Source organism: Nocardioides luti (genome assembly GCF_014212315.1).
Classification (GTDB): Bacteria; Actinomycetota; Actinomycetes; order Propionibacteriales; family Nocardioidaceae; genus Nocardioides; species Nocardioides luti.
The window spans coordinates 3,758,992-3,782,557 of record NZ_JACKXE010000001.1 but is presented as its reverse complement, the minus strand read 5'-3'; the positions used below and the strand labels follow the sequence as shown (position 1 = coordinate 3,782,557).

At 71.0% G+C, this 23,566-nt stretch carries 28 protein-coding genes; 5 read left to right on the top strand and 23 right to left on the bottom strand.

Features of this window, described 5'->3' with window-relative positions; all coding sequences use genetic code 11:
* Window positions 1–5: 5 nt before the first annotated feature.
* The 3 genes from H5V45_RS18005 (at window position 6) to H5V45_RS17995 (ending at window position 3,634) form a co-directional block, all read left to right on the top strand.
* Window positions 6–1,862 (top strand): right-handed parallel beta-helix repeat-containing protein, encoded by a 1,857-nt coding sequence (locus H5V45_RS18005; RefSeq protein ID WP_185254201.1) that lies wholly within the window; start codon window positions 6–8, stop codon window positions 1,860–1,862.
* Window positions 1,852–2,406: a hypothetical protein gene (locus H5V45_RS18000; RefSeq protein WP_185254200.1), complete on the top strand. Its 555-nt coding sequence runs from the start codon at window positions 1,852–1,854 to the stop codon at window positions 2,404–2,406. The genes H5V45_RS18005 and H5V45_RS18000 overlap by 11 nt, the downstream gene beginning before the upstream one ends.
* A 151-nt stretch (window positions 2,407–2,557) precedes the next feature.
* The gene (locus H5V45_RS17995) at window positions 2,558–3,634 is read left to right on the top strand and encodes an alpha/beta hydrolase (protein WP_185254199.1); all 1,077 of its coding nucleotides are present in this window, start codon (window positions 2,558–2,560) and stop codon (window positions 3,632–3,634) included.
* A 21-nt stretch (window positions 3,635–3,655) separates the two neighbouring features.
* Here H5V45_RS17995 and H5V45_RS17990 read toward each other — a convergent pair whose 3' ends face one another.
* From H5V45_RS17990 to H5V45_RS17965, 6 genes are all read right to left on the bottom strand, one after another.
* Window positions 3,656–4,180, bottom strand: a complete 525-nt coding sequence (locus H5V45_RS17990; RefSeq protein ID WP_185254198.1) for a ferritin-like domain-containing protein — start codon at window positions 4,178–4,180, stop codon at window positions 3,656–3,658.
* Between the two features lie 52 nt (window positions 4,181–4,232).
* Window positions 4,233–4,433, bottom strand: coding sequence for a hypothetical protein (locus tag H5V45_RS17985; protein ID WP_185254197.1), 201 nt, complete (start codon window positions 4,431–4,433; stop codon window positions 4,233–4,235).
* A 31-nt stretch (window positions 4,434–4,464) separates the two neighbouring features.
* Window positions 4,465–5,079: a histidine phosphatase family protein gene (locus tag H5V45_RS17980; protein WP_185254196.1), complete on the bottom strand. Its 615-nt coding sequence runs from the start codon at window positions 5,077–5,079 to the stop codon at window positions 4,465–4,467.
* Between the two features lie 39 nt (window positions 5,080–5,118).
* Window positions 5,119–7,131: a protein meaA gene (locus H5V45_RS17975; protein ID WP_185254195.1), complete on the bottom strand. Its 2,013-nt coding sequence runs from the start codon at window positions 7,129–7,131 to the stop codon at window positions 5,119–5,121.
* Between the two features lie 131 nt (window positions 7,132–7,262).
* Window positions 7,263–7,562, bottom strand: coding sequence for an STAS domain-containing protein (locus H5V45_RS17970; RefSeq protein ID WP_246415920.1), 300 nt, complete (start codon window positions 7,560–7,562; stop codon window positions 7,263–7,265).
* A gap of 87 nt (window positions 7,563–7,649) precedes the next feature.
* A complete protein-coding gene (locus H5V45_RS17965) occupies window positions 7,650–8,279 on the bottom strand; it encodes a hypothetical protein (RefSeq protein ID WP_185254193.1) in 630 nt (209 codons plus the stop codon).
* 18 nt (window positions 8,280–8,297) lie between these two features.
* Here H5V45_RS17965 and H5V45_RS17960 point away from each other — a divergent pair, with 18 nt between their 5' ends.
* Both H5V45_RS17960 and H5V45_RS17955 read left to right on the top strand, forming a co-directional pair.
* Window positions 8,298–8,888: a cob(I)yrinic acid a,c-diamide adenosyltransferase gene (locus H5V45_RS17960; RefSeq protein WP_185254192.1), complete on the top strand. Its 591-nt coding sequence runs from the start codon at window positions 8,298–8,300 to the stop codon at window positions 8,886–8,888.
* 1 nt (window position 8,889) lies between these two features.
* Window positions 8,890–9,660 (top strand): hypothetical protein, encoded by a 771-nt coding sequence (locus H5V45_RS17955; RefSeq protein ID WP_185254191.1) that lies wholly within the window; start codon window positions 8,890–8,892, stop codon window positions 9,658–9,660.
* Window positions 9,661–9,669: 9 nt separating this feature from the next.
* Here H5V45_RS17955 and H5V45_RS17950 read toward each other — a convergent pair whose 3' ends face one another.
* The 17 genes from H5V45_RS17950 to rpmE form a co-directional block, all read right to left on the bottom strand.
* A complete protein-coding gene (locus H5V45_RS17950; protein WP_185254190.1) occupies window positions 9,670–10,836 on the bottom strand; it encodes an MFS transporter in 1,167 nt (388 codons plus the stop codon).
* A 34-nt stretch (window positions 10,837–10,870) separates the two neighbouring features.
* Window positions 10,871–11,314 carry a DUF2550 domain-containing protein gene (locus tag H5V45_RS17945; RefSeq protein ID WP_185254189.1) on the bottom strand — a complete coding sequence of 148 codons (444 nt, stop codon included), beginning with the start codon at window positions 11,312–11,314 and terminating at the stop codon, window positions 10,871–10,873.
* 84 nt (window positions 11,315–11,398) lie between these two features.
* Window positions 11,399–11,797, bottom strand: coding sequence for a F0F1 ATP synthase subunit epsilon (locus tag H5V45_RS17940; RefSeq protein WP_185254188.1), 399 nt, complete (start codon window positions 11,795–11,797; stop codon window positions 11,399–11,401).
* Window positions 11,797–13,254, bottom strand: coding sequence for a F0F1 ATP synthase subunit beta (gene atpD / locus H5V45_RS17935; RefSeq protein ID WP_185254187.1), 1,458 nt, complete (start codon window positions 13,252–13,254; stop codon window positions 11,797–11,799). Before atpD ends, H5V45_RS17940 begins: the two co-directional genes overlap by 1 nt.
* A 5-nt stretch (window positions 13,255–13,259) precedes the next feature.
* A complete protein-coding gene (locus H5V45_RS17930; RefSeq protein ID WP_185254186.1) occupies window positions 13,260–14,189 on the bottom strand; it encodes a F0F1 ATP synthase subunit gamma in 930 nt (309 codons plus the stop codon).
* Between the two features lie 3 nt (window positions 14,190–14,192).
* Entirely contained in the window at window positions 14,193–15,830 is a 1,638-nt protein-coding gene (atpA, locus tag H5V45_RS17925) for a F0F1 ATP synthase subunit alpha (RefSeq protein ID WP_185254185.1), read from the bottom strand.
* A gap of 59 nt (window positions 15,831–15,889) precedes the next feature.
* Entirely contained in the window at window positions 15,890–16,699 is an 810-nt protein-coding gene (locus tag H5V45_RS17920) for a F0F1 ATP synthase subunit delta (protein WP_246415919.1), read from the bottom strand.
* Between the two features lie 11 nt (window positions 16,700–16,710).
* Window positions 16,711–17,253, bottom strand: coding sequence for a F0F1 ATP synthase subunit B (locus tag H5V45_RS17915; RefSeq protein ID WP_185254184.1), 543 nt, complete (start codon window positions 17,251–17,253; stop codon window positions 16,711–16,713).
* A 46-nt stretch (window positions 17,254–17,299) separates the two neighbouring features.
* On the bottom strand, window positions 17,300–17,563 hold the full coding sequence (locus H5V45_RS17910) for a F0F1 ATP synthase subunit C (protein WP_185254183.1): 264 nt from the start codon (window positions 17,561–17,563) through the stop codon (window positions 17,300–17,302).
* Window positions 17,564–17,635: 72 nt separating this feature from the next.
* Window positions 17,636–18,427: a F0F1 ATP synthase subunit A gene (gene atpB, locus H5V45_RS17905; protein ID WP_185254182.1), complete on the bottom strand. Its 792-nt coding sequence runs from the start codon at window positions 18,425–18,427 to the stop codon at window positions 17,636–17,638.
* Complete coding sequence (locus H5V45_RS17900; RefSeq protein WP_185254181.1) at window positions 18,424–18,852, bottom strand: hypothetical protein; 429 nt, start codon at window positions 18,850–18,852, stop codon at window positions 18,424–18,426. Before H5V45_RS17900 ends, atpB begins: the two co-directional genes overlap by 4 nt.
* Before the next feature lie 36 nt (window positions 18,853–18,888).
* The gene (locus H5V45_RS17895; RefSeq protein WP_185254180.1) at window positions 18,889–19,107 is read right to left on the bottom strand and encodes an AtpZ/AtpI family protein; all 219 of its coding nucleotides are present in this window, start codon (window positions 19,105–19,107) and stop codon (window positions 18,889–18,891) included.
* Window positions 19,108–19,382: 275 nt separating this feature from the next.
* Complete coding sequence (locus H5V45_RS17890; RefSeq protein ID WP_185254179.1) at window positions 19,383–20,522, bottom strand: MraY family glycosyltransferase; 1,140 nt, start codon at window positions 20,520–20,522, stop codon at window positions 19,383–19,385.
* A gap of 7 nt (window positions 20,523–20,529) precedes the next feature.
* Complete coding sequence (locus H5V45_RS17885; protein ID WP_185254178.1) at window positions 20,530–21,192, bottom strand: L-threonylcarbamoyladenylate synthase; 663 nt, start codon at window positions 21,190–21,192, stop codon at window positions 20,530–20,532.
* Window positions 21,193–21,196: 4 nt separating this feature from the next.
* Entirely contained in the window at window positions 21,197–22,075 is an 879-nt protein-coding gene (gene prmC, locus H5V45_RS17880; protein ID WP_185254177.1) for a peptide chain release factor N(5)-glutamine methyltransferase, read from the bottom strand.
* Window positions 22,075–23,148: a peptide chain release factor 1 gene (gene prfA, locus H5V45_RS17875; RefSeq protein ID WP_185254176.1), complete on the bottom strand. Its 1,074-nt coding sequence runs from the start codon at window positions 23,146–23,148 to the stop codon at window positions 22,075–22,077. The genes prmC and prfA overlap by 1 nt, the downstream gene beginning before the upstream one ends.
* Before the next feature lie 103 nt (window positions 23,149–23,251).
* The gene (gene rpmE / locus H5V45_RS17870) at window positions 23,252–23,482 is read right to left on the bottom strand and encodes a 50S ribosomal protein L31 (protein WP_185254175.1); all 231 of its coding nucleotides are present in this window, start codon (window positions 23,480–23,482) and stop codon (window positions 23,252–23,254) included.
* Between the last annotated feature and the right edge of the window lie 84 nt (window positions 23,483–23,566).

Sequence of the window (23,566 nt, the reverse complement as noted above, 5' to 3'; positions counted from 1 at the left end):
TCCCCATGCCCCGACTCCGTCGTGCACTCCTCGCTCTCGTGGTCGTCCCCGGTCTGGTCGCCACCGGCCTCGCTGCCGGATCGACCGCCGCCTCCGCCCACGAGGAGCGCCCCGCACAGTTCCCGGACGGCACGGGCCACCGCCCGTCGTTCCTCGGCTACGACAACCCCCGCGCCCGCGTGGTCTGCAAGCCCAGCAGCGCCTCCCGCATCGCCGCGATGCCGGAGGGGAAGCTCAAGACCCGCAACGAGCGCCTGCTGAAGCAGTGCGACTTCCGGTCGATCCAGACCGCGATCAACTCGATCAGGAAGCCGAGGACCTCGGTCTACGTGCTCCCCGGCGTCTACACCGAGGCCCGCTGGGCCCACCGGAAGCGCTCGCAGTACTGCTCGCACCTCGAGACCTCGTCGAAGTCGCCCCTGGAGGCGTCGGAGTACATCGGCAGCCTCTCCTCGCCCGACACCGGCGCGAAGGAGGACAGCGGCGGCACGTCGAACCCCATCGCCCTGTCGTACGCCGACCAGCGCGCATGCCCGCACAACCTGAACCTGATCGCGGTCTTCGGTGACCGCACCCCGAAGAACAAGTCGATCTCCTGCGACAGCAAGTTCTGCGGCCTGCAGGTCGTCGGCACCGGCCGCAGCAAGACCGACGTGATCGTCAACAACCGCTTCTCGAAGCTGAACGGCATCCGCGCCGACCGCGCGGGCGGGCTCTACCTCAAGAACATCACCTTCGAGCAGGCGGAGTTCAACTCCGTCTACATCCTCGAGACCGACGGCTTCGTGGTCGACCACGTGATGGCCCGCGGCAACGACGAGTACGGCATCCTCGCGTTCGCGAGCGACCACGGGCTGATCCAGCGCTCGGAGGCGTACTACAACGGCGACTCGGGCTTCTACCCCGGCTCCGGCTCGGACCTGAACGCCGACAACCCCAACCTCGAGGCCACGCGCTACGCGATCGAGATCCGCTTCAACAAGAGCCACCACAACACGCTGGGCTACTCCGGCACGGCGGGCAACTCGATCTGGGCCCACGACAACAAGTTCTACAAGAACGCCACCGGCATCGCGACGGACTCGCTGTTCCCCGGCCACCCGGGCCTGCCCCAGGACCACGCGCGCTGGAACCGCAACGAGATCTACTCGAACAACTCCAACTGGTACACCCGCTTCGTCGACACCGGCGTCTGCGCCAAGCCGATGAAGCAGCGCGGCTACATCAACGGCACCGTGTGCCCCGTGGTCCCGACCCCGGTCGGCACCGGCGTGCTGATCGCCGGCGGCAACTTCGACCGCACCGACCACAACTGGATCTACGACAACTGGCGCTTCGGCACCATGCAGTTCTGGGTCCCGGCGGCGCTGCGCGACGAGTACGACCCCGCCCTGCAGAACGACACCTCGCACCACAACCACACGACCGACAACCAGATGGGCTTCACCAAGTCGGGCGAGATCGAGCACAACGGCTCGGACCACTGGTGGGACGAGCAGGGCAACGGCAACTGCTGGGAGAACAACACCTACTCCCGCGGCGTGCAGACGGACAACTTCACCGTCGACCCGCCCTCGTGCGCCGACGGCGGCTCGGTCTTCACGCCGGGCGCCCCGGTCAAGGACGCGGGCTTCCTGAGCTGCAGCCAGTACGACCGCGACGACCCGAACTTCTCGCACCCGGAGGGGTGCAACTGGTTCGACAGCCCGACCAAGCCGGACGCCTCCGGCAGCACGACCGGCGCCCCAGAGGCCTCGGAGCAGGACTCGGGCTTCCTGGTCGCCGCACCGGTCATGACGGCCGTGAGCGCCCTGCTCGTGGCCCTCGGCCTGCGCCGCCGGCGCCAGAGCCATGCTGCGTAAGGCACTCGTCGCCCTCGCCGTCCTCGCCCTCCTCCTCGTGGGGGGCGGGGTGGCGGTGGCGCGCAGCACCCCGGCACTCAGCAGCCACGGGCGCACCGCGGTCGCCGGCACGGACGCCACCACGGTCTTCACCATCGCCGACCGCACGGTGCGCCAGATCCGGTACGACGACGGCGGCACGCTCCGCTACACGTTCCCGGTCACCAACGACGGTCGGCTGCCGCTGACCGTCCTGGGCCTGGCCGACGAGCAGCCGAAGACCCGGCTGTTCACCTACACCGGCCTCACGACGACCGACGGCGCGCGCACGCTGCACCTCGGCCCGGGTGAGACCGGCCGCCTCACCCTGGCCCTGAAGATGGGCGGTTGCGAGTCGCTCTCGGCCCGCGCCGGTGCCTTCGTCACCGAGGTCAACCTGCGCACCGAGCAGGCCGGCGTCTTCGACGACGACGTGACGCTCACGCTGCCGGAGGAGGTGCACACCGGCTCGCCCCGCGAGGCGTTCTGCCCCCGCTCCACGGCGACCTCGCGTCCCCCGGGCTGAGTCCGCCTCGACAAAACGAACGGCCCTGCGACGGCCCTGCGTGGTGATGGAGAACTCACCCGCAGGGCCGTTTCGCGTACCGTCGGTATGACATGCTGGAACCCTCTTGTTGACACATCTTCAATAAGACCGTCCACCTGAGGGGTTCCCCATGCTCACCGTCCGACCCGTCGCCCGACTCGTCGCCGCAGGCCTCGTCGCCGGCGTGCTGGCCGCCGTTCCGCTCTCCTCGCCGGTGGGCGCCGCGCCGGCGACCCCGTCCGCCCGCGGCACGGACGTGGTCTCCCGCGCGGTCACCTTCGACGTCGTCAACACGAACGGCACGAACCTCGCCTGCTCCGCCGACAACCAGTCCTACGAGCTGCACGGCAGCCTGGTCGGTCCCCGCCACGAGGTCCTCAGCGCCAGCGCCCCCCGCATCAACGTGCTCGTCCACGACCTGGCGACGGGCTCGTGGTCGTGGCACCTGCGCCGCCACCCCGGCGTCGACTACGCGCGCAAGCTCGCCCAGCGCGGCGAGACCTCGCTGGTCCTCGACCGGCTCGGCTACGGCCGCAGCCCCCTCCCCGACGGCAACGCCACCTGCCTGGGCGCGCAGGCCGACATGCTCCACCAGGTCGTCCAGCACCTGCGCTCCGGCCACTACGACTTCTCGCGGCACCCCGACCGCGGCACCCCCGCCGCCGAGCACGTGGTCGTCCACGGCCACTCCACGGGGGCGGCCATCGCCGAGCTCGAGGCCGGGACGTACGACGACATCGACGGCCTGGTCGTGATGTCGTGGACCGACCGCGGCGCCTCGCAGCGCGCGCTCGACGCGGCGCAGGCGCAGTCCTCGCTCTGCCTCAAGGGGCAGGACCACGCCACCTTCGGCGGCTCGAAGAAGGACTACCGCAGCCTGCTGTTCGCCAGCGCTGCCCGCACGGTGCAGCGCGACGGTGCCGACCTCCGCGCGGCCACGCCGTGCGGCGACGCGCTGAGCCTCTCCCAGATGGTGGCGTCCGCACCGACCACCACGCGCAAGATCGAGGCCCCCGTGCTGCTGCTCTTCGGCGGCAAGGACGCCCTCAACCGTCGTGACGCCCGGCAGACCCAGGTCGACGCCTACGACTCCTCGACCGGCGTCACGCACCACACCGTGAAGGGCGCGGGCAGCGCCCTGGCCCTCGAGGCCTCCGCCGCCCGGACCCGCTCGCGCGTGCTGCACTGGCTGCACACGCTCGACTGACCCGAGCGCGGGGCCTGCGCGTCAGGCGCCGGCCTCGCGCGGGGCCGTGGGGTCGGCCTCGCCGGACGCCTGCTCGCGGGCGACGTACTCCTCGATGTCCTCGATGTCGTCGCGGTTGCGGGTCGTGACCGCGAGCAGGTCGCTCATCGTGGCGACCTCCTCGACCTGCTCCTTGATGAACCACTGCATGAACTGCTCGGAGGCGAAGTCGTACTCCTCGCGGGCGATCCGCAGCAGGCCGTTGATCTGGTCGGTGACCCGCTTCTCCTGCTCGAGCGCGAGCGCAACCGGCGCGACGACGTCGGCGAAGTCGTTGACGGGGGCCTCGACGGCGGGGATCACGACCTTGGTGTCGGTGTCGAGGAGGTACTGGATCATCATCGCGGCGTGCGCCCGCTCCTCGAGCGCCTGGGCGTAGAAGAACGCCGCCATCCGCGGCATCGTCAGGTCGTCGTAGTGGACCGCGCAGGCGAGGTACTGGTTGTGCGCCGCCAGCTCGTTCCCGATCTGGACGTTGAGCTGGTCGGTGAATCGGGTGGCGGCCACGGGGCGCTCCTCGGGTCGACGGATCAGGCGGGTGGTGCGGCCACGGGAGGCGTCAGGCGGCCTTCGCGAGCTTCTTCTTGGTGACCTTCTTGCCGTCGACCCGGACGAGCTTGCGCTTCTTGACGGTATACCCGGCGGGCAGCGTGCCCTCCTTGAGCATCCGCAGGGGGCAGCGCCCGCACTTCGACGAGGAGACGCAGCACTCCGTCTTGGGGAGCTTGCGCACCTCCGCCGACGCCTTCTTCTTGCCCATGTAGGTGAGCCTAACATCACCAAGGGCAGCCTTACCTCACTGTGTGAGCGGCATCCCACCTGACGAGCCGCCACCCCTCGTCGTCGGCCTCGAGCACCACGAACCCGCAGTTCGGCAGCACCAGGTCGTACGACGACAGCCGGGGCGCCCCGACCAGCCCGGGCACGCTCGCGAGGATCGCGCCGCCGTGGCTGACCACGAGCGCCGTCTCCCCGCGGTGCGCGTCCGCGACCTCCCGGAGCACGGCGTGCACCCGGGCGACGATGTCGCCGACGACCTCTCCCCCGTCGATCGCCGCGGTGTCGTCACCCTCGGCCCAGGCCCGGAAGACCGGCCCGATGGTCGCGCCCTCGTCGCCGTCGGTGCCGGCCAGCGAGCCCACGCCGTACTCCCGCAGGCCGTTGCGGACGACCACGTCGGTGCCGAGCACGCCCGCGGCGAGCTCCGCCGTCTGGACGGCGCGCGACAGCGGGCTGGTCCACACCCGCGCGACCCGCTCGCCGCGCAGGGACTCCCCCAGCGCCCGTGCCTGCTGACGCCCGGCGGCGCTCAGCGAGCCGCCGTCGTCGGTGACCAGGTCGGTCTCGTACTCCGCCTCGCCGTGGCGGGCGAGGACGAGGCGGGCCGGGCACTGCAGCGAGCTCATGGCCCGAAGCTAGCGCGCCCGGCGCCGTCCCCGTCGGGCTCAGTCCTGGTCGTCGAGGTCGTGGGCCCGGCGGATGACGTCCACGATGCCGCCCATGATCTCGGTGAGCCCGAAGTCCTTGGGCGTGTAGACCGCGGCGACGCCCTGCTCCTTGAGCCGGCGGCCGTCGGAGTCCGGGATGATCCCGCCGACGATGACCGGGACGTCGCCGAGCCCGGCCTCGCGCAGGCCGTCCAGCACGTCCGGCACCAGCTCCATGTGGGAGCCGGACAGGATCGAGAGGCCGACGCAGTGCACGTCCTCGGCCACCGCGGCCGCGACGATCTGCTGGGGCGTCAGGCGGATGCCCTGGTAGATCACCTCGAAGCCGGCGTCGCGGGCCCGGACGGCCACCTGCTCGGCGCCGTTGGAGTGGCCGTCGAGGCCGGGCTTCCCAACGAGCAGCCGCAGCCGCCCGCCCAGCTCGGCGCCGGTGGCGCGGACCCTCTCGCGCACCGCGGTCAGCTCGGCGCCCGCCTCGGCCACGACGGCGCCGCTGACGCCGGTGGGGCCGCGGTACTCGCCGAACACCTCGCGCAGGGTGCCCGCCCACTCGCCGGTGGTCGCGCCGGCGCGGACGGCGGCCAGCGTGGCGGCCATCAGGTTGGCGTCGGTCTTGGCGTCGGCGGCCAGCCGCGCGAGCGCCTCGGCCACCTCGGTCTCGTCCCGGGCGGCCTTCCACTCATCGACCGAGGTCAGCGCGGACTGCTCGGCCTGCGGGTCGGCGGCCATGATCGCGCCGTCGAGGTCGGCCGTGAGCGGGGAGGGCTCGGTGGTCTCGTAGACGTTGACGCCGACGATCTTCTCCTCGCCGGACTCGATCCGGGCACGGCGGGCGGCGTGCGAGGAGACCAGCTCGGACTTCATGTACTCCACCGCGGCGATCGCACCGCCCATCGCCTGCACCCGGTCGATCTCGGCGCGGGCGCCCTCGACCAGCTCGGCGACCTTGGCCTCGATGACGTGCGAGCCGTCGAAGATGTCGTCGTACTCCAGCAGGTCGGACTCGAAGGCCAGCACCTGCTGCAGGCGCAGCGACCACTGCTGGTCCCACGGACGGGGCAGGCCGAGGGCCTCGTTCCACGCCGGGAGCTGGACCGCGCGGGCGCGGGCGTTCTTCGACAGCGTCACGCCGAGCATCTCGAGCACGATGCGCTGCACGTTGTTCTCGGGCTGGGCCTCGGTGAGGCCGAGCGAGTTGACCTGGACGCCGTAGCGGAACCGGCGCATCTTCGGGTCCTCGACGCCGTACCGCTCCCGGGTGATCTCGTCCCAGAGCTGGTTGAAGGCCCGCATCTTGCAGGTCTCCTCGACGAACCGGACACCGGCGTTCACGAAGAACGAGATCCGGCCGACGACCTTCTCGAAGTCGTCGTCGGAGACCTGGCCGGCGTTCTTGACCTGGTCGAGCACGGCGATCGCGGTGCTCAGCGCGTAGGCGAGCTCCTGCGTCGGCGTCGCGCCGGCCTCCTGCAGGTGGTAGCTGCAGATGTTGATGGGGTTCCACTTCGGGATCTGGTGGACCGTGTAGGCGATCATGTCGGCGATCAGCCGCATCGAGGCCTCGGGCGGGAACGCGTAGGTCCCGCGGGAGAGGTACTCCTTGATGATGTCGTTCTGGGTCGTGCCGGCCAGCTGGGCGGCGACCTCCTCGGGGGTGCTGTCCGGGTTCTGCTCCTCGGCGACCACCTGGTACATCGCGAGCATCCACATCGCGACGGCGTTGATCGTCATCGACGTGTTCATCCCGGTGAGCGGGATGTCGTCGAAGAGGCGGCGCATCTCGCCGAGGTGCGGCACCGGGACGCCGACCTTGCCGACCTCGCCGCGGGCGAGCGGCGAGTCGGGGTCGTAGCCGGTCTGGGTCGGCAGGTCGAAGGCCACCGACAGGCCGGTCTGGCCCTTGGCCAGGTTGGTGCGGTAGAGCGCGTTGGACGCCGTGGCCGTCGAGTGGCCGGCGTACGTGCGCATCACCCAGGGACGGTCCTTCGGTGCCCGTTCGGTTTCGCTCATGGGGTGAGCGTAGGACGTGGGTTACCGGCGGGTCACGAGTCTGGCGTGTGGGACATCCGACACGTGGAACACATCTCGGGCGCCGCCCCGTCCTCGGTGGTCGAGCAGGTCGCGCACCGACCGTGTCGAGACTAGGCGCTGACGGCCTGGCGCTCGACCTCGAGCACGCGGATCAGCCGCGACAGGTGCAGCATCCGGCGTACGGCGGGAGAGCAGCCGCGCAGCGTGAGGTGGTGCCCGGCGCGGACGGCCTGCCGGGTGGCGACGGCCAGCACCTTGAGCGCGGTCACATCGACGGCGTTCACGTCGGTCATGTCGATGACGACGTCCTCGTCGTGGCCCTCGAGGTGCTCGTAGAGGGCGTTGCGCACCTCCCACGTGCTGCGCACGTCGAAGTCGCCGCTCAGGACCAGTGTCGCTCCGTCGGTCATGATGTCCATCGTTGCCTCATCCCCCGTGGCCCAGAGAAACCGCGGTCGTCGATGTCGATGACGCCTCTGTACCCACTATGACGCGCATCACCCCGATTGGGTTGCGTCCCGACGGCGAGTTGTCCGGTGGGTCGGGACGGCGCCCCGCGTCGCGGCGACCCAGGCGAGCCAGCCGGTGGCCACGCCGAGCAGCGCCGTGCCGGCGACGCCCTGCGGCGCGAAGATGTGCCCGACGTGCACGAGCCAGGCCCCGGGCACCAGCAGCAGCCCCGGCAGTGCCCGCACGCCGAGCCGGACGACCTGGTCGACGGCGAGCACCACGACGCAGGCGAGCAGGGCGTACTCCCCCACCCGACCGAGGTCGGTGCCGATCCGGAACATCAGGCTGACGGCCTCGGGACGTGCGGCGCCGGGACCGAGCTCGTGGGTGACGTAGCCCGCGCCGATGCCGCTGATGACGTCGAGCGCGGAGTAGAACGTGGCATAGGCGTACGCCGTCAGCCGGACCACCCAGGCCACGGCGTCGCGCCGCCCGCGGACGAGGTGGGCCAGCGCCAGCCCCACGAGGGGGAAGACCAGCAGGCCGGGGACGTGCAGGGTCCACCAGCGCTCGGACGTCGCGTACGTGAGGTGGTGCGGGTGGAAGAGCCCGGCCACCGCGAGGGCCAGTCCGGGGAGCGCGAGCAGGACGGGGAGCGCGAACCGGGACCGGGGCATGGCCACTAGTCTCGCTGCATGGTCAACCTCACCCGGATCTACACCCGCACCGGCGACGCCGGCGAGACCCGCCTCGGCGACATGAGCCTCACCACCAAGAACGACCTCCGGCTGCACGCCTACGCCGACGTCGACGAGGCGAACGCCCACCTGGGCCTGGCGCTGGCGCAGGGCGACCTCGACGACCACGTGGTGCAGGTGCTCACGCACGTGCAGAACGACCTCTTCGACGTGGGTGCCGACTTCTGCACCCCGGTCGTCGCGGAGCCGGAGTTCCCGCCGCTGCGCATCGAGCAGGACTACGTCGACCGGCTCGAGCAGTGGTGCGACCACTACAACGAGACGCTGCCCAACCTGCGCTCCTTCATCCTCAATGGCGGCACCCACGGGGGCGCGCTGCTCCACGTCGCGCGCACTGTCGTACGCCGTGCCGAGCGGTCGGCCTGGGCCGCCCATGCGGAGCACGCCGCGACGATGAACCCGCTCGCGATCACCTACCTGAACCGCCTCTCCGACCTGCTCTTCATCCTGGCCCGCCACGCGAACCGCGAGCAGGGCGACGTGCTCTGGGTGCCCGGCGGGGAGCGCGGCCAGCGCGGCGAGGGCTGAGATGGAGTCCGCACGCTTCTGGGAGCTCGTCGACGTCCTCGGCGGGGTCGCCGACGACCGCACCGTGCCGCGGCTCGAGGCGGTGCTGGTCGAGTCCGGCGAGTCCGAGGAGTTCCTCGACCTCGTCGAGGACAAGGTCCGCCAGCTGCTGACCGCCTGCACCGTCCCGCCCTCGCACGCCGGCGACACCGCCGAGTGGCTCGCGGCCGCGGTGGTGGCCAGCGGACGCTCGCGCTACGAGCACGTGCTGTCGGCCGGTGGCCCCCTCGATCCCGACGACTGGGCCTGGGCGGAGGCCGAGCACCTGCTCGTCGCGGGCTTCCTGACCGACCTCGAGCAGGTCGGCCTGACCCTGCAGTGGAAGAGCAGGCAGGTGCCGGTCGGCGTCGAGACCTCGTGGCGCCCCGACGACGACGCCGGGGACGACCCGGGCCTCCCGCTGGTCGCGACCACCGACGAGGCGTGGGAGGCCGCGCTCGGCGTGCTGCTGGACGACGAGGAGTTCGCCGCCCGGCGGGCCCGCCTCCACGGGATCGCCCTGCACGTCGTCGTGCGCGACGTCGAGGAGATGGAGATCTCGGCCTGGGAGGGTGCCGGGGAGGACGAGGACGACACCAGCGGGGACGACGACAGCGCGGAGGGCGTCGTCAGCGACGTCGTCCTCGTGGTGCCGGTGGCCATGGTGGTGGCCGAGGAGTCGCGGGTGGAGGCCTACCTGCAGGCGGTCGTCACGCTCATCACGTCGGTGCAGGACGGGCTCGAGCCCGAGTAGGACCCGGCGTCAGGCAGTGCGCTGCCGCGAGCCCGACTCGCGGGCGGCGAAGACCGTGAGCGCGGCGGGCGCCATGAGGGCGGCGATGGCCAGCAGCGAGTCGAGCGTGCCCACGTGGTTGCCGAGCTGGCCGAGCAGCGGCGGCCCGGCCAGGAACGCCGCGTAGCCGATCGTCGACACCACGCTGACCCGGGCCGCCGAGCGGACCGGGTCGTCGGCCGCGGCGCTCATCCCCACCGGGAAGCCCAGGGCCGCCCCGAGCCCCCAGAGCACGATGCCGGTCGCCGCAACCGGGGCGCTGCCGCCCAGCACGACCAGCAGCACGCCCGCGGCCGCGACCCCGGACGTGCCCCACAGGACCGGCGCCCGGCCGAAGCGGTCGAGCGCCACCGGCCCGACCAGCCGGCCGATCGTCATCGCGGTCACGAACAGGGAGAAGCCGGCCACCCCGACCCAGTGGCGGGCGTCGTACCCGTCGATCAGCGCGAGCGCCAGCCAGTCGTTGGCGGACCCCTCGACCACGGCGAAGGACAGCACCATGACGCCGACGGCGAGGGTTCGCGGCTCGAGCCACGCCGAGCGGTGGACGACCGGCACCTCCGGCGCGGGGACCGGAGGGAGGAACGCCCGGGACACGACCCAGACGACGCCGAGCGAGAGCAGGGCCAGACCGCCCAGGTGCACCGGCATCGGCACGTGCAGCGCGGCCATCGGGATGCCGATCCCGGCCCCGACGATGCTGCCGACGCTCCAGCCGGCGTGGAAGCGCGGCATCACGGTGCGGGCCAGCTGCCGCTCGACCTCGGCGCCCTCGACGTTCATGGCCACGTCCCAGATGCCGATGCCGATGCCGTAGGCGAACAGCCCCAGGGCGCAGAGGACGGTCGAGGCGACCACCCCCGCGCCGACGGCGGCGACGAGCAGGCCGCCGGCGGCGAACACCGCGCCCAGCCGGACCACCCCGGCCGCGCTGCCGCGCTCGATGAGGCGCCCGCTCGACGGGAGGGCCAGCACCGAGCCCGCCGCGATCGCCAGCAGCAGGAGGCCCAGGTCGCCGTTGTCGAGCCCGAGGTCGGACCGGACGTCCGGGATCCTCGAGACCAGGGTCGCGAAGCACAGGCCGTTGAGGCCGAAGGTCAGGGCGACCGCGTTGCGGGCGGGGATCACGGACGGCACGGGACCAGTCCATCGCACGCGGTCGGACGACCGGTCAGCGGGGGCGGGCCGTCCCTCCGGGAGGACCGGCCTCGAGCCAGGCCTGGAAGCCCATCAGCGAGGAGGGGCCCATGGCCAGCTCGACCTCGCCGTCGGGCGTCATGCAGCAGACCACGACGTGGTCGGGGTAGAGCGACATCTGCTCGACGCCCTCGGGCTCGCGCCGGTCGCCGTAGGCCAGCCGCGCCCGCGGCCAGGACCGCTTGGGGCGTGGCGAGAGCGAGAAGATGCGGAACCACTCGAGGGTCTCCCCCGAGTAGCGACCGAGCCCGAGAAGCCAACCGCGCCCGGCCCTCTCGGGACGGACGCGGTAGGAGAGCTCGAAGGTGCCACCGTTGCGGGAGAGCACACGGCGCCGCACGATCAGCGCGACGCCGTAGAGCAGGACGAGCAGGAGCAGGGCGCCGGCCGTGTCGAGCAGCCACTGCCAGACCGGCATGCGTCCCCTCCCGACTCGGCACGCCGTGGTGCGCACCGGAGGGCGCCCACTGTAGCGACCGGGCCCGGGAGGTGGACGCCGGGGTCAGACCCGTTCCGCAGCCCGGATCCGGGCCTGGGCGGCCCGGCCCCGAGCGGCCGCGTCCTCGTCGTCGGAGTCGGCCGCGTTGGCCTCCTCGAGGGCCGCGCGAGCGGCCTCGACGTCGATGTCCGCGGCCAGCACGGCGTTCTCCGAGAGGATCGACACGCGGTTGTTCGCGACCGACAGGAAGCCACCGTCGACGGCGGCCACGAGGCGGTCACCCTCCACGGCGTCGATCTCCACGAGGCCCTCGACGAGCAGGGAGAGCAGCGGCGCGTGGTTGCGCAGCACGCCGATGTCACCCTCCGCCGTCTTGGCGACGACCATCGAGGCCTGACCGGACCACACGGTCCGGTCGGCCGCGACGAGCTCCACCTGCAGCTGGTCGCCTTCCGACGCCATCAGATGCCCTTCTGGATCTCGGACCACTTCTTCTCGACGTCGTCGAGACCACCGCACATGAAGAAGGCCTGCTCGGCGACGTGGTCGTACTCGCCGTCGGCGATCTTGTTGAACGCGTCGATGGTCTCGGCGATCGGGACCGTCGAGCCCTCGAGGCCGGTGAACTGCTTGGCCACGTAGGTGTTCTGCGACAGGAAGCGCTGGATGCGACGGGCGCGGGACACGATGATCTTGTCCTCTTCGGAGAGCTCGTCGACACCGAGGATCGCGATGATGTCCTGGAGCTCCTTGTTGCGCTGCAGGATCTGCTTGATCCGGATCGCGCAGTCGTAGTGCGCCTGACCGATGTACTGCGCGTCGAGGATCCGCGACGTGGAGGTCAGCGGGTCGACGGCCGGGTAGATGCCCTGCGACGCGATGTCGCGGGACAGCTCGGTCGTCGCGTCGAGGTGCGCGAACGTCGCGGCCGGGGCCGGGTCGGTGTAGTCGTCGGCCGGCACGTAGATCGCCTGCATCGAGGTGATCGAGTGACCACGGGTCGAGGTGATCCGCTCCTGGAGCGTGCCCATCTCGTCGGCGAGGTTGGGCTGGTAGCCCACCGCGGACGGCATCCGGCCGAGGAGCGTGGAGACCTCGGAGCCGGCCTGCGTGAACCGGAAGATGTTGTCGATGAAGAGCAGCACGTCCTGGCTCTGCACGTCGCGGAAGTACTCCGCCATCGTCAGGGCCGACAGGGCGACGCGCAGGCGGGTGCCCGGCGGCTCGTCCATCTGGCCGAAGACGAGGGCGGTCTGGCCGATGACGCCGGCCTCCTCCATCTCGACGATGAGGTCGTTGCCCTCACGGGTGCGCTCACCGACACCGGCGAACACCGACACACCGCCGTGGTCCTTGGCGACGCGGGCGATCATCTCCTGGATCAGCACGGTCTTGCCGACGCCGGCACCACCGAACAGGCCGATCTTGCCACCGAGGACGTACGGCGCGAGCAGGTCGATGACCTTGATGCCCGTCTCGAACATCTGGGTCTTGGACTCGAGCTGGTCGAAGGCGGGCGCCTTGCGGTGGATGCCCCACCGCTCCTGCACGTCGAGGGTCTCGCCCTCCTCGAGGTTCAGGCAGTCACCGAGGGTGTTGAACACGTGGCCGAGGGTCGCGTTGCCCACGGGCACGGTGATCGGGCCACCGGTGTCGGTCACCTGGGCGCCGCGCACGAGGCCGTCGGTGGGTCGCAGCGAGATGGCGCGGACCATGCCGTCGCCGATGTGCTGCGAGACCTCGAGGGCCAGGACGGACGTCTCGCCGCCGAGCTCCAGCTGGGTCTCCAGCTTGTTGTACATCTCGGGCATCTGGTCGGTGGGGAACTCGATGTCCACCACCGGGCCGATGACCCGGGCGATGCGGCCGACGCCGCCCTTGCCCGTGGTTTCCGTGGTCTCGTCAATCGTCGCAGTCATTGCTCTCACTCATTCCCGGCGTTGGCGTCGGCGAGGGCGTTCACGCCACCGACGATCTCGCTGATTTCCTGGGTAATACCAGCCTGGCGGGCCTGGTTGGCGATTCGGGTGTACTTCTTGATGAGCTCGTCGGCGTTGTCCGTCGCGGACTTCATCGCCTTCTGACGGGCGGCCAGCTCGGAGGCGGCCGCCTGCAGCAGGGCGAAGAAGATCCGGCTCTGGACGTACTGCGGCAGCAGCCCGTCCAGGACGCTCTCGGCGGACGGCTCGAACTCGTAGAGCGGCAGGACCTCGTCGGAGCTGGGCTTCTCCTCGCCCTCGACCACCTCGAGCGGCAGCAGCCGCACCGCGGTGGGCTCCTGCACGAGCATCGACTTGAAGCGCGTGTAGACCACGTGCACCTCGTCGACGCCGTGCTTGCCGTCCTCGCCCTGCTCGCCGTCCTCCAGCAGGAACGCCTCGATCAACGCCTTGGCGATGTCGCTGGCGGCCGCGTTGGAGGGCTGGTCGGAGAAGCCGGACCACGACTGGACGACCGGGCGACCGCGGAACTTGTAGTACGCGGCCCCCTTGCGTCCGGCGATGTAGGTGTCGACCTCCTTGCCCTCCTCGCGCAGCTTCTCGGCGAGTCGCTCGGACTCCTTGAGGACGCTGGACGAGTAGGCACCCGCGAGACCACGGTCGCTGGTGACGATGAGCACGGCGGCCCGCTTGGGGTCCTCCGGCTCCCGCGTCAGCGGGTGGTCGACGTTGGCGTAGGTGGCGACGGCCGACACCGCACGCGTCAGCTCACGGGCGTACGGCGCGGCCGACTGGGCCCGCTGCTGCGCCTTGATGATGCGCGACGCAGCGATCAGCTCCATGGCGCGCGTGATCTTCTTCATCGACTCCGTCGACTTGATCCGCGCACGGTACTCACGCACCGAAAGAGCCATGGGTCAGCCCCGCTTCTGCTTGACGATCTGCTCCTGGTCCTCGTCCTCCAGCGCCTCGACCTCGGGCTCGTGGCCGACCTTGATCGAGCCACCCTCCGAGGTCTCGAACTGGTCGAGGAAGGAGTCGTAGGCGCTCTCGAGCGAGCTCGCCGTGTCGTCCTCGAACTTCTGCGTCTCGCGGATCGCCGCGAGGACGCCCTCGTGCGAGCGACGCAGGTAGTCGAGGAACTCGTGCTCGAAGCGCAGCACGTCGTCGGCCGGGACCTTGTCCAGGCGACCCGTGGTGCCGAGCCACAGCGAGGCGGTCATCTCCTCGAGCGGGTACGGCGAGTACGCGGGCTGCTTGAGCAGGGCCATCAGGCGCTGCCCGCGGTCCAGCTGCTGGCGCGACGCGGCGTCGAGGTCCGAGGCGAACATCGCGAACGCCTCCATGGCGCGGAACTGCGCCAGGTCGACCTTGAGCGAGCCGGTGACGGCCTTCATGGCCTTCGTCATGGCGGCACCACCCACGCGCGAGACCGAGACACCCACGTCGATGGCGGGGCGCTGGTTGGCCGCGAACAGGTCCGACTGCAGGAAGATCTGGCCGTCGGTGATCGAGATGACGTTGGTCGGGATGTACGCCGACACGTCGTTGGCCTTGGTCTCGATGATCGGCAGGCCGGTCATCGAGCCCGAGCCGAGCGCGTCGCTGAGCTTCGCGCAGCGCTCGAGCAGCCGGCTGTGCAGGTAGAAGACGTCACCCGGGTAGGCCTCGCGGCCCGGCGGGCGACGCAGCAGCAGCGACACGGCGCGGTACGCCTCGGCCTGCTTGGTCAGGTCGTCGAACACGATGAGGACGTGCTTGCCGTCGTACATCCACTGCTGGCCGATGGCCGAGCCCGTGTAGGGGGCGAGGTACTTGAAGCCGGCGGAGTCGGACGCGGGCGAGGCCACGATGGTGGTGTACTCGAGCGCGCCGGCCTCCTCGAGGGCGCCACGCACGGAGGCGATGGTCGAGCCCTTCTGGCCGATGGCGACGTAGATGCAGCGGACCTGCTTCGTCGGGTCGCCCGACTCCCAGTTCTGCTTCTGGTTGATGATCGTGTCGATCGCGATCGTCGACTTGCCGGTCGCGCGGTCACCGATGATGAGCTGGCGCTGGCCGCGGCCGATCGGGGTCATCGAGTCGATGGCCTTGATGCCGGTGGCGAGCGGCTCGTGCACCGACTTGCGGTCCATCACCGTCGGGGCCTGGAGCTCCAGGGCACGCCGGGTGTCGGACTCGATGTCGCCGAGGCCGTCGATCGGGGTGCCGAGCGGGTCGACGACCCGGCCGAGGAAGTTGTCGCCCACGGGGACCGAGAGGATCTCGCCGGTGCGGCGGACCGTCTGGCCCTCCTCGATCTTGTCGAAGTCACCGAGGACGACGACGCCGATCTCGCGGGTGTCGAGGTTCAGGGCGAGGCCCAGCGTGCCGTCCTCGAACTCCAGCAGCTCGTTGGCCATGGCCGACGGAAGACCGGTCACCCGCGCGATGCCGTCGCCGGCCTCCGCAACGGTGCCGACCTCTTCGCGGCTGGCACCCTCGGGCTTGTAGTCGGCGACGTACTTCTGCAGCGCGTCGCGGATTTCCTCCGGACGGATCGTGAGCTCCGTCATCTTCGTCCCTACTCTCTTCTCAGTCTGCGAAAAATTGTGGTTGAGCTGGTCGAACCGGATCAGCCGACGAGACGACGGCGGGCGTCGTCGAGCCTGCTGGCGATCGTGCCGTCGATGACCTGGTCACCGATCTCGACGCGGACGCCGCCGACCAGGGCCGGCTCCACCACGACGTTGATGTGCACGGGGCGGTCGTACTGGCGCGAGAGGACCTCGCCGAGGCGCTGCTGCTCGTCGTCGCCGAGCGGGCGGGCGGCCCGGACCAGCGCGACGAGGCGGTTGCGGGTGCCGGCGGCGATCTTGGCGTACTCGCCGATGGCCCGGGTCACCGTGAGGTGCGCACCGGAGACCGAGCGCTCCGCGAGGCGGATGCTCCCGTCGCTGGCACGACCCTCGAGCAGGCCACGGACCAGCGCCTGCTTGTCCGCGTCCGAGCGGCCCGGGTCGGACAGCGCGTCACGCAGGTCGTGGTTCTCGGTGACGGCGCGACCGAAGGCGAACAGCTCGTCCTCGATCCGGTCGCCCTCGCCCTTCGCGTCGCCGGCCTTGACCAGCGCCACGACACCGAGCTGCTCCAGCGCGGCACCGAGGTCGCTGCTGCGCGTCCACCGCAGACCGGCGGCGGTGCCGACGATCTCCGTGGCGGCGGCATCCAGGTGACTGCCGAACACCCCGGTGGCGAGCGCCCGCTTGGCCTCGGCCGGCATGGACGGGTCGGTGGTCGCACGACGCAGCGCGGGCTGGGCCCGCAGCACGTCGGCAGCACCGAAGAGCCCCTCGCCGAGGGCCGCGCCGTCGGCGCCGCCCTCGATCGCCGTGCCCAGCGCGTCGGTCAGACGAGCCAGCGAGTCGGCCGACGAACCCTGCATCGCACCCTGCATCACGGAGCCGCCTGGGTCTGCGGCTCGGCGTCCAGGTCGGCGAGGAAGCGGTCGACCACGCGGCTCTGGCGAGCCTCGTCCTCGAGCGCCTCGCCCACGATGCGACCCGCGAGCGTGGTGGCGAGGTCGCCGACCTCGGCACGCAGCGACGCGACGGCCTGCTTGCGGTCCGCCTCGATCTGCGTGTGGGCGTGCTCGACGATGCGGTTCGCCTCGGCCTGGGCCTGCTCCCGCATCTCGGCGATGATCGTCGCCCCCTGCTCACGCGCCTCCTCGCGGATGCGCGCAGCCTCGTGACGAGCCTCCGCGATCTGCGAGCGGAACTCCTGCTCGGCTTCCTGCGCGTCGGACTTCGCCTCGTCCAGCTCGGCGAACTGCTGCCGGATGGCCTCCTGGCGAGCCGTCATCGCGTTGTTGATCGGCGGGATGACGTACTTGCCGAGGATGAACACCATCAGCGCGAAGGCGAACAGCTCGACGAAGAACGTAGCGTTCGGGACGAGGAAGTTGCTCGCCATCGGGAGGAGCGCTGCGCTACTCATCTACGGATCCTTTGTGTCAGGCGGTGCGGTGTGGGTTCGGGCTTCGTCACTTGCCGAGGACGAAGACGAACAGCGCCATGAAGGCCAGGTTGATGAAGAACACGGCCTCACACAGACCGACCGTCAGGAAGAAGATCGTCTGCAGGCGGCCCTGGGCCTCGGGCTGGCGGGCGACGCCCTGGATGTACGACGAGCCGGCCAGGCCGTCACCGATACCGGCGCCGATGGCGCCACCGGCGAGGGCCATGCCGCCGCCGACGAAGGCGCCGGCGGTCTTGATGGCCGAGTCGAGTGCTGCGCTGTCTGCCATGTCTCTCCTTGGTTACGCACCGCGTGCGGTGCTTTTCACTTACCTGGTCGTGCGCCGGACCGGATGGGCCGGTCAGTGCGCAAGTGCGGGGGTTTCCTCGTCGGCGTGCTCGTCCTCGTGCTCGCCGTGGCCCGCTCCGGCCATGCCGAAGTAGAGGACGGTGAGCAGCGCGAAGATGAAGGCCTGGATGCCGCCGATCGCCATGTCGAACAGCTTCCAGATCAGGTTGGGGGCCCACAGGAGGTAGGCCGGCATCAGCGCGATCAGGGCGAGCATGATGCCACCGGCGAAGATGTTGCCGAAGAGTCGCAGCGCCAGCGTGAGCGGCTTGATGAGCTCTTCGAGGATGTTGAGCGGGAGCAGGATCGGGAAGGGCTCGAGGAAGTGCTTGAAGTAGCCCTTCACGCCCTTCTGCCGGATGCCGTAGGTCCAGACGCCGACCATCACCATCAGCGCCATGGCGTAGGTGAGGTTGGTGTCGGCCGTGGGGGCCGGGAGCAGGTGGGCGTCGTGGTTGAGCTCGGTCGGGAGCAGCTCGAGCCAGTTCGCGAAGAGGATGAAGAAGAACAGCGCGACGGCGAGCGGGACCACGAACGGGTTGATCTTGCCGAGGTTGTCCTCGACCTGGGTGTTCACCTGGCCGACGATCGTCTCCCAGATGAGCTGCACCTTGGTGGGGACGTGGCTGGGGTTCTTCTTCGTGAGCGCGCTGCGCGCCACGAAGCCCAGGATCAGCACCAGGGTGCCGGCGACGGCGGTCGCCCAGATCGTGTCGAGGTTGAAGGTGAAGCCGCCGATCGTGCGCTCGACGTGCTTGCCGATCTCGATCTCGGACCCCTCGAGGGGCAGCAACAGGCCGGTCATGGGTGGTTCAGCTCCTTGAGCAGGGGGACGCTGGTCATCACGAGTGCGATCAGGCGGAAGATGGCGAGGCCGAGCAGGAGGCCGATCCCGTCGGGCCAGAACCAGACGGCGATGCCGACGGCGACGACCGACAGGACGGCCAGCCGCACCAGCGTCGCAGCGATCAGCTCGTTGCGCGAGGGCTGGGCGCCCGACGTGATCGTCTTGAGCAGCCAGTACTCGGTGGCGACGTGGTTCGCCAGGCCGAGGGCGATGCCCGCGACGATGCAGCCGGCCAGGCCCCACTCGCCGAGCTGGCCCGCGATCCAGTACGTCGCCACGGCGAGGCCGAGCGCGACGAAGAAGGTCTTGCGCTGGTCGCGTAGGACGCGGCCCAGCGAGGCGGTGCCGGTCGCGGGGACGGGCTGCGAGGCGGGTTCGGTCATGGTGTCCTCCGTCGTCTGGTCGGTCATCGCCCGACCTCAGTCCCGGAGAGCGGCACGGACCCGCGCGACGAAACCGAGGCCACCGGCCAGGATCCCGAGGGCGATGCCGACGAGCGCGAACGTCGGTGCGGTGCCGGCACGGTCGTCGACGACGAGACCGAGGACCAGCCCCGCGACGACGGCGCCGACGAGAAGTCCACCGAGCCCGATGAGGTCGCGACCTCGTAGGCCGTTCGGGGAGCTCTCATCGACCATTCACCCAAGTCGCTTTCATCGGCAGGCTTGAAGACGTCGGCACCGTGGGGCCTCGTGGCACTCCACTCATCGACGTCCGACGACGGCGTGAAACTACCACAGGCGAGGGGGCCCGCGAACCTCGGGACCGGGGTGGTCCCAGGGGTGCTCGCGGAGGGCCCGGAGGTCGTCCAGCTGGTCGCGGTCGTCATGGTGGCGGCCGTTCTGTCGTCGGAGGATCTGTGGTGCTTGTGAAAACTAGCACAAAGTCCGGAGGGCCTGCGAACCGGCCCCGATCAGGTCTCCTCGGGCAGTGACAGGTGGGGCTTGTGGAGCACCGGGAGGACGAAGGTGAGGCCCACGGTGACGGCCGCCATGACCGCCAGCGAGGTCCACATCCACACCCCCGTGTAGAGGCTGGCGAGCACCGTCCCGAAGGCCACCAGGCCCGCCCAGAGCCACATGATGAAGACCGCGCGGCGCTGCGAGTGGCCGATCTCCAGGAGCCGGTGGTGCAGGTGCTGCTTGTCCGGGGCCATCGGCGATCGGCCGGCCCGCGTGCGGCGTACGACGGCGAGCAGCAGGTCGACCATCGGCACGACCAGGATCGAGACCGGCAGCAGCAGCGGGAGCAACGTGGGCAGCAGGCTGGCGCTCGATCCGTCGGCACCCTGGCTGATCTCGGTGCCGGAGAACTGTCCGGTCAGGGTGAGCGCGCTCGCCGACAGCACCAGGCCGATCAGCATCGAGCCGCTGTCCCCCATGAACAGCCGGGCGGGGTGGAAGTTGTGCGGGAGGAACCCCGCGCACGCGCCTGCGAGAGCGGCGCTGAGCAGCGCCCCCGTCGTCGCCAGCGAGACGTCGTTGATGTTGGCGAGCTGGTAGCAGAAGAGGAAGAACGCCACCGCGCCGATCCCGACCACGCCGGCCGCCAGTCCGTCCAGGCCGTCGACGAAGTTCACGGCGTTCACGGTCGAGACGACGACGAGCACCGTCAACAGCGCGCCCTGGGAGACGTCGAGGGAGAACTGGCTGCCGTCGGGGGTCGGGAAGAAGACGTACTGGATCCCGAAGACGATGAGGAAGCCGGCCGCGAGCACCTGCCCGCCCAGCTTGGTCAGCGCGTCCAGCTCGAAGAGGTCGTCGAGGACGCCGACCGCACAGATCAGCGCCCCGGCGATCAGCACGATGCCCGCGTCGCGGAAGACGAAGGGGCTGCTGGTGGAGAGGAACGGCAGCTGCCGCGCCACGACGTACGCCGCCACGAGCCCGCCCAGCATCGCCAGCCCACCGAGGTACGGGATGGGCTCGGCGTGCACGTCGCGGTCCCGCACCTCGGCCACCGCTCCCGTGCGCAGCGCGATCTCGCGCGCGACGACGGTCAGCAGGTAGGTCACCGAGGCGGCGACCAGGAAGACGAGGGCGTACTCGCGCACCGGGCGGTCAGTCCTCGTCCGTCAGCGTCGCCCCGAGGGGTTCGAGGACGGCGTTCAGGTCCTCGAGCGACAGCGCGCCGCGGCGCAGCACCCGGCCCTGGGTACCGGTGACGTCGACGATCGTGGAGGCCTCGCCACCCGGGGACTCCCCCGCGTCGACGACGACCTCGACGTGCTCGCCCAGCATCTCGAGCGCCTGGTCGGCGTCGGTCGCGGCGGGCATGCCGGTGCGGTTGGCCGACGAGACGGCGAGCGGACCGGTGCGCTCGAGGATCTCGCGGGCGATGTCGTGGTCGGGCATCCGGACCGCGACGGTGCCCCGGGTGTCGCCGAGGTCCCACTGCAGCGACGACTGCTGCCGGCAGACCAGCGTCAGCGGCCCCGGCCAGAAGGCGTCGATCAGGGCACGGGCGTAGCCGGGGATCCCGACGGCCAGCGCGTCGACGGTGGTCGCGCTGCTCACCAGGACCGGCGGCGGCATCTCGCGGCCGCGGCCCTTGGCGTCGAGCAGCGAGCGCACGGCCACCGGGTCGAAGGCGTCCGCGCCGATCCCGTAGACGGTGTCGGTGGGCAGCACGACCAGCTGGCCGCGCTGCACCGCGAGGCTCGCGGCCTCGATCGCCTTCTCGCGCTCGTCCTCGGTGCTCGTGGGGAAACGTTCGGAGGTCACCGCCTTATGGTGCCAGTCGCGCCGTCAGGAAGCGCGCACGCCCTGCGAGGTCCTCGTGGTCGCGGACCTCGCACCAGCGCCCGTCGGCGGTGAACACGGCCGGCGCCTCGACGCCCTGCTCGTCCGCGTGCTCGGCGCCGACCACCCCGCCGCGCCGCAGCAGCAGCGCGGCGCGCCGGGCCAGCACGCGCATCGCGTCCAGGCCGTCGTCGCCGGAGAAGAGGGCGAGGTGCGGGTCGTGGTCGCGCGCCTCGGGCGCGACGGACTCCCACGCCCAGAGCGGGATGTACGGCGGGTTGCAGGTCACGACGTCCACGGTGCCGGCCAGCTCGTCGAAGGCGGTGGCCATGTCGCCGTGCCGCAGGTCGACGCCGGTGCCGTCCAGGTTCCGCTGCGCCCAGGCGTGCGCGTCCTCGTCCAGCTCGACGGCGTGCACGACGGCCCCCGGGACCTCGTCCACGATCGCGCGGGCGACCGCGCCCGAGCCCGTGCACAGGTCCACGACGACCGGGGGGCGCCCCTCGGTCGCGGCCACCGCGAGCGCCTGCTCGATCGCCCAGCCGGCCAGCAGCTCGGTCTCCGGGCGGGGCACGAAGACCCCCGGCCCGACCTGCAGCTCGACGAAGCGGAAGTGCGCCGTCCCGGTGAGGTGCTGCAGCGGCTCCCGGGCCGCGCGGCGCGTCACGAGGGCGTCGTACGCCGTGGCCCGGTCGGCCGCGACCTCGTCGACGAGGACCAGCCGGCCGCGGGTGGTGCCGAGGACGTGGGCGAGCAGCTCGGCCGCGTCGTGCGCCGGGCTGGCCACTCCCCCGGCCTCGAGCCGGGCCGTCGCCTCCGCCAGCAGCCGACGCCGGTCCACCGGGGTCGCGTCCGTGCCGGTCATCAGGACTCGAGCGACTCGAGCTGGGTGGCCAGGTCCGCCTCGATGCAGGAGTCCAGCACCGGCTGGAGGTCGCCGTCGAGCACCTGGTCGAGGTTGTACGCCTTGTAGCCGGTGCGGTGGTCGGAGATGCGGTTCTCCGGGTAGTTGTAGGTGCGGATCCGCTCGGAGCGGTCCACGGTGCGGACCTGGCTGCGGCGCGCGGCGCCGGCCTCGGCGTCGGCCTTCTCCTGCGCGGCGGCGAGGATCCGGGCACGCAGGATCCGCATCGCCTGCTCGCGGTTCTGCAGCTGGCTCTTCTCGTTCTGGCAGCTGGCCACGATGCCGGTCGGCACGTGGGTGATCCGCACGGCCGAGTCGGTGGTGTTGACGCTCTGGCCGCCCGGGCCGCTGCTGCGGTAGACGTCGATGCGCAGGTCGTTCTCGTCGACCTGGACGTCGATCTGCTCGGCCTCGGGGAAGACGAGGACGCCGGCGGCGCTGGTGTGGACGCGCCCCTGGGACTCGGTGACGGGCACCCGCTGGACGCGGTGCACCCCGCCCTCGAACTTGAGCTGGGCGAACGGGGCCTCCCCCGACTCCGGGGTGCCCTTCGCCTTCACCGCCGCGGTCACGGACTTGTAGCCGCCGAGGTCGGACTCGGTGGCGTCGAGGATCTCGACCTTCCAGCCGCGGGCCTCGGCGTAGCGGGTGTACATACGGAGCAGGTCGCCCGCGAACAGCGCGGACTCCTCGCCGCCCTCGCCGGACTTCACCTCGAGCAGCGCGTCCTTCTCGTCGGTGGGGTCCCGCGGGACCAGCAGCCGGCGCAGCCGCTCCTCGGCGGTGGCCCGGCGCTCGACGAGCTGCTCGGCCTCCTCGGCGAACGCGGCGTCCTCGCCGGCCAGCTCGCGCGCCGCTCCCAGGTCGTCGCCGAGCTGCTGCCACTCGCGCCAGGCGCCGATGATCGACGAGAGCTGGGAGTAGCGCTGGTTGAGCTGCTTGGCGAGCCGGGCGTCGGCGTGCGTCTCGGGGGCGGCGAGCTTGCCCTCGAGCTCGCGGTGCTCGACGAGCAGACCTTCGACGGCCTCGAACACGGCTGACCCCTCGCTGACGATCTGGTGGGGACCGGCACGGTCCCCCGGACACGACACGAGCGCCGGTCCCCGCCCGTGGGCAGGAACCGGCGCTCGGTGGTGGCTACTTCTTGTCGCCGGCCTTGTCGCCAGCCTTGGCGTAGCGAGCCTGGAACCGGGCCACGCGGCCGCCGGTGTCGAGGATCTTCTGCTTGCCGGTGTAGAACGGGTGGCACTGCGAGCACACGTCGGCGTGCATCGAGCCGGAGGCCGAGGTGCTCTTCGTGACGAACTGGGCCCCGCAGGTGCACGTGACGTTCGTGACCGTGTAGTCGGGGTGGATGTCCTTCTTCATGGTGTCCTCTCAGTCGCCGGGTCGCCTCCGCGCCCTGCGGACGGCGTGAACCGGAACCAGTGGTCCATTCTGCCACCCGGCGCG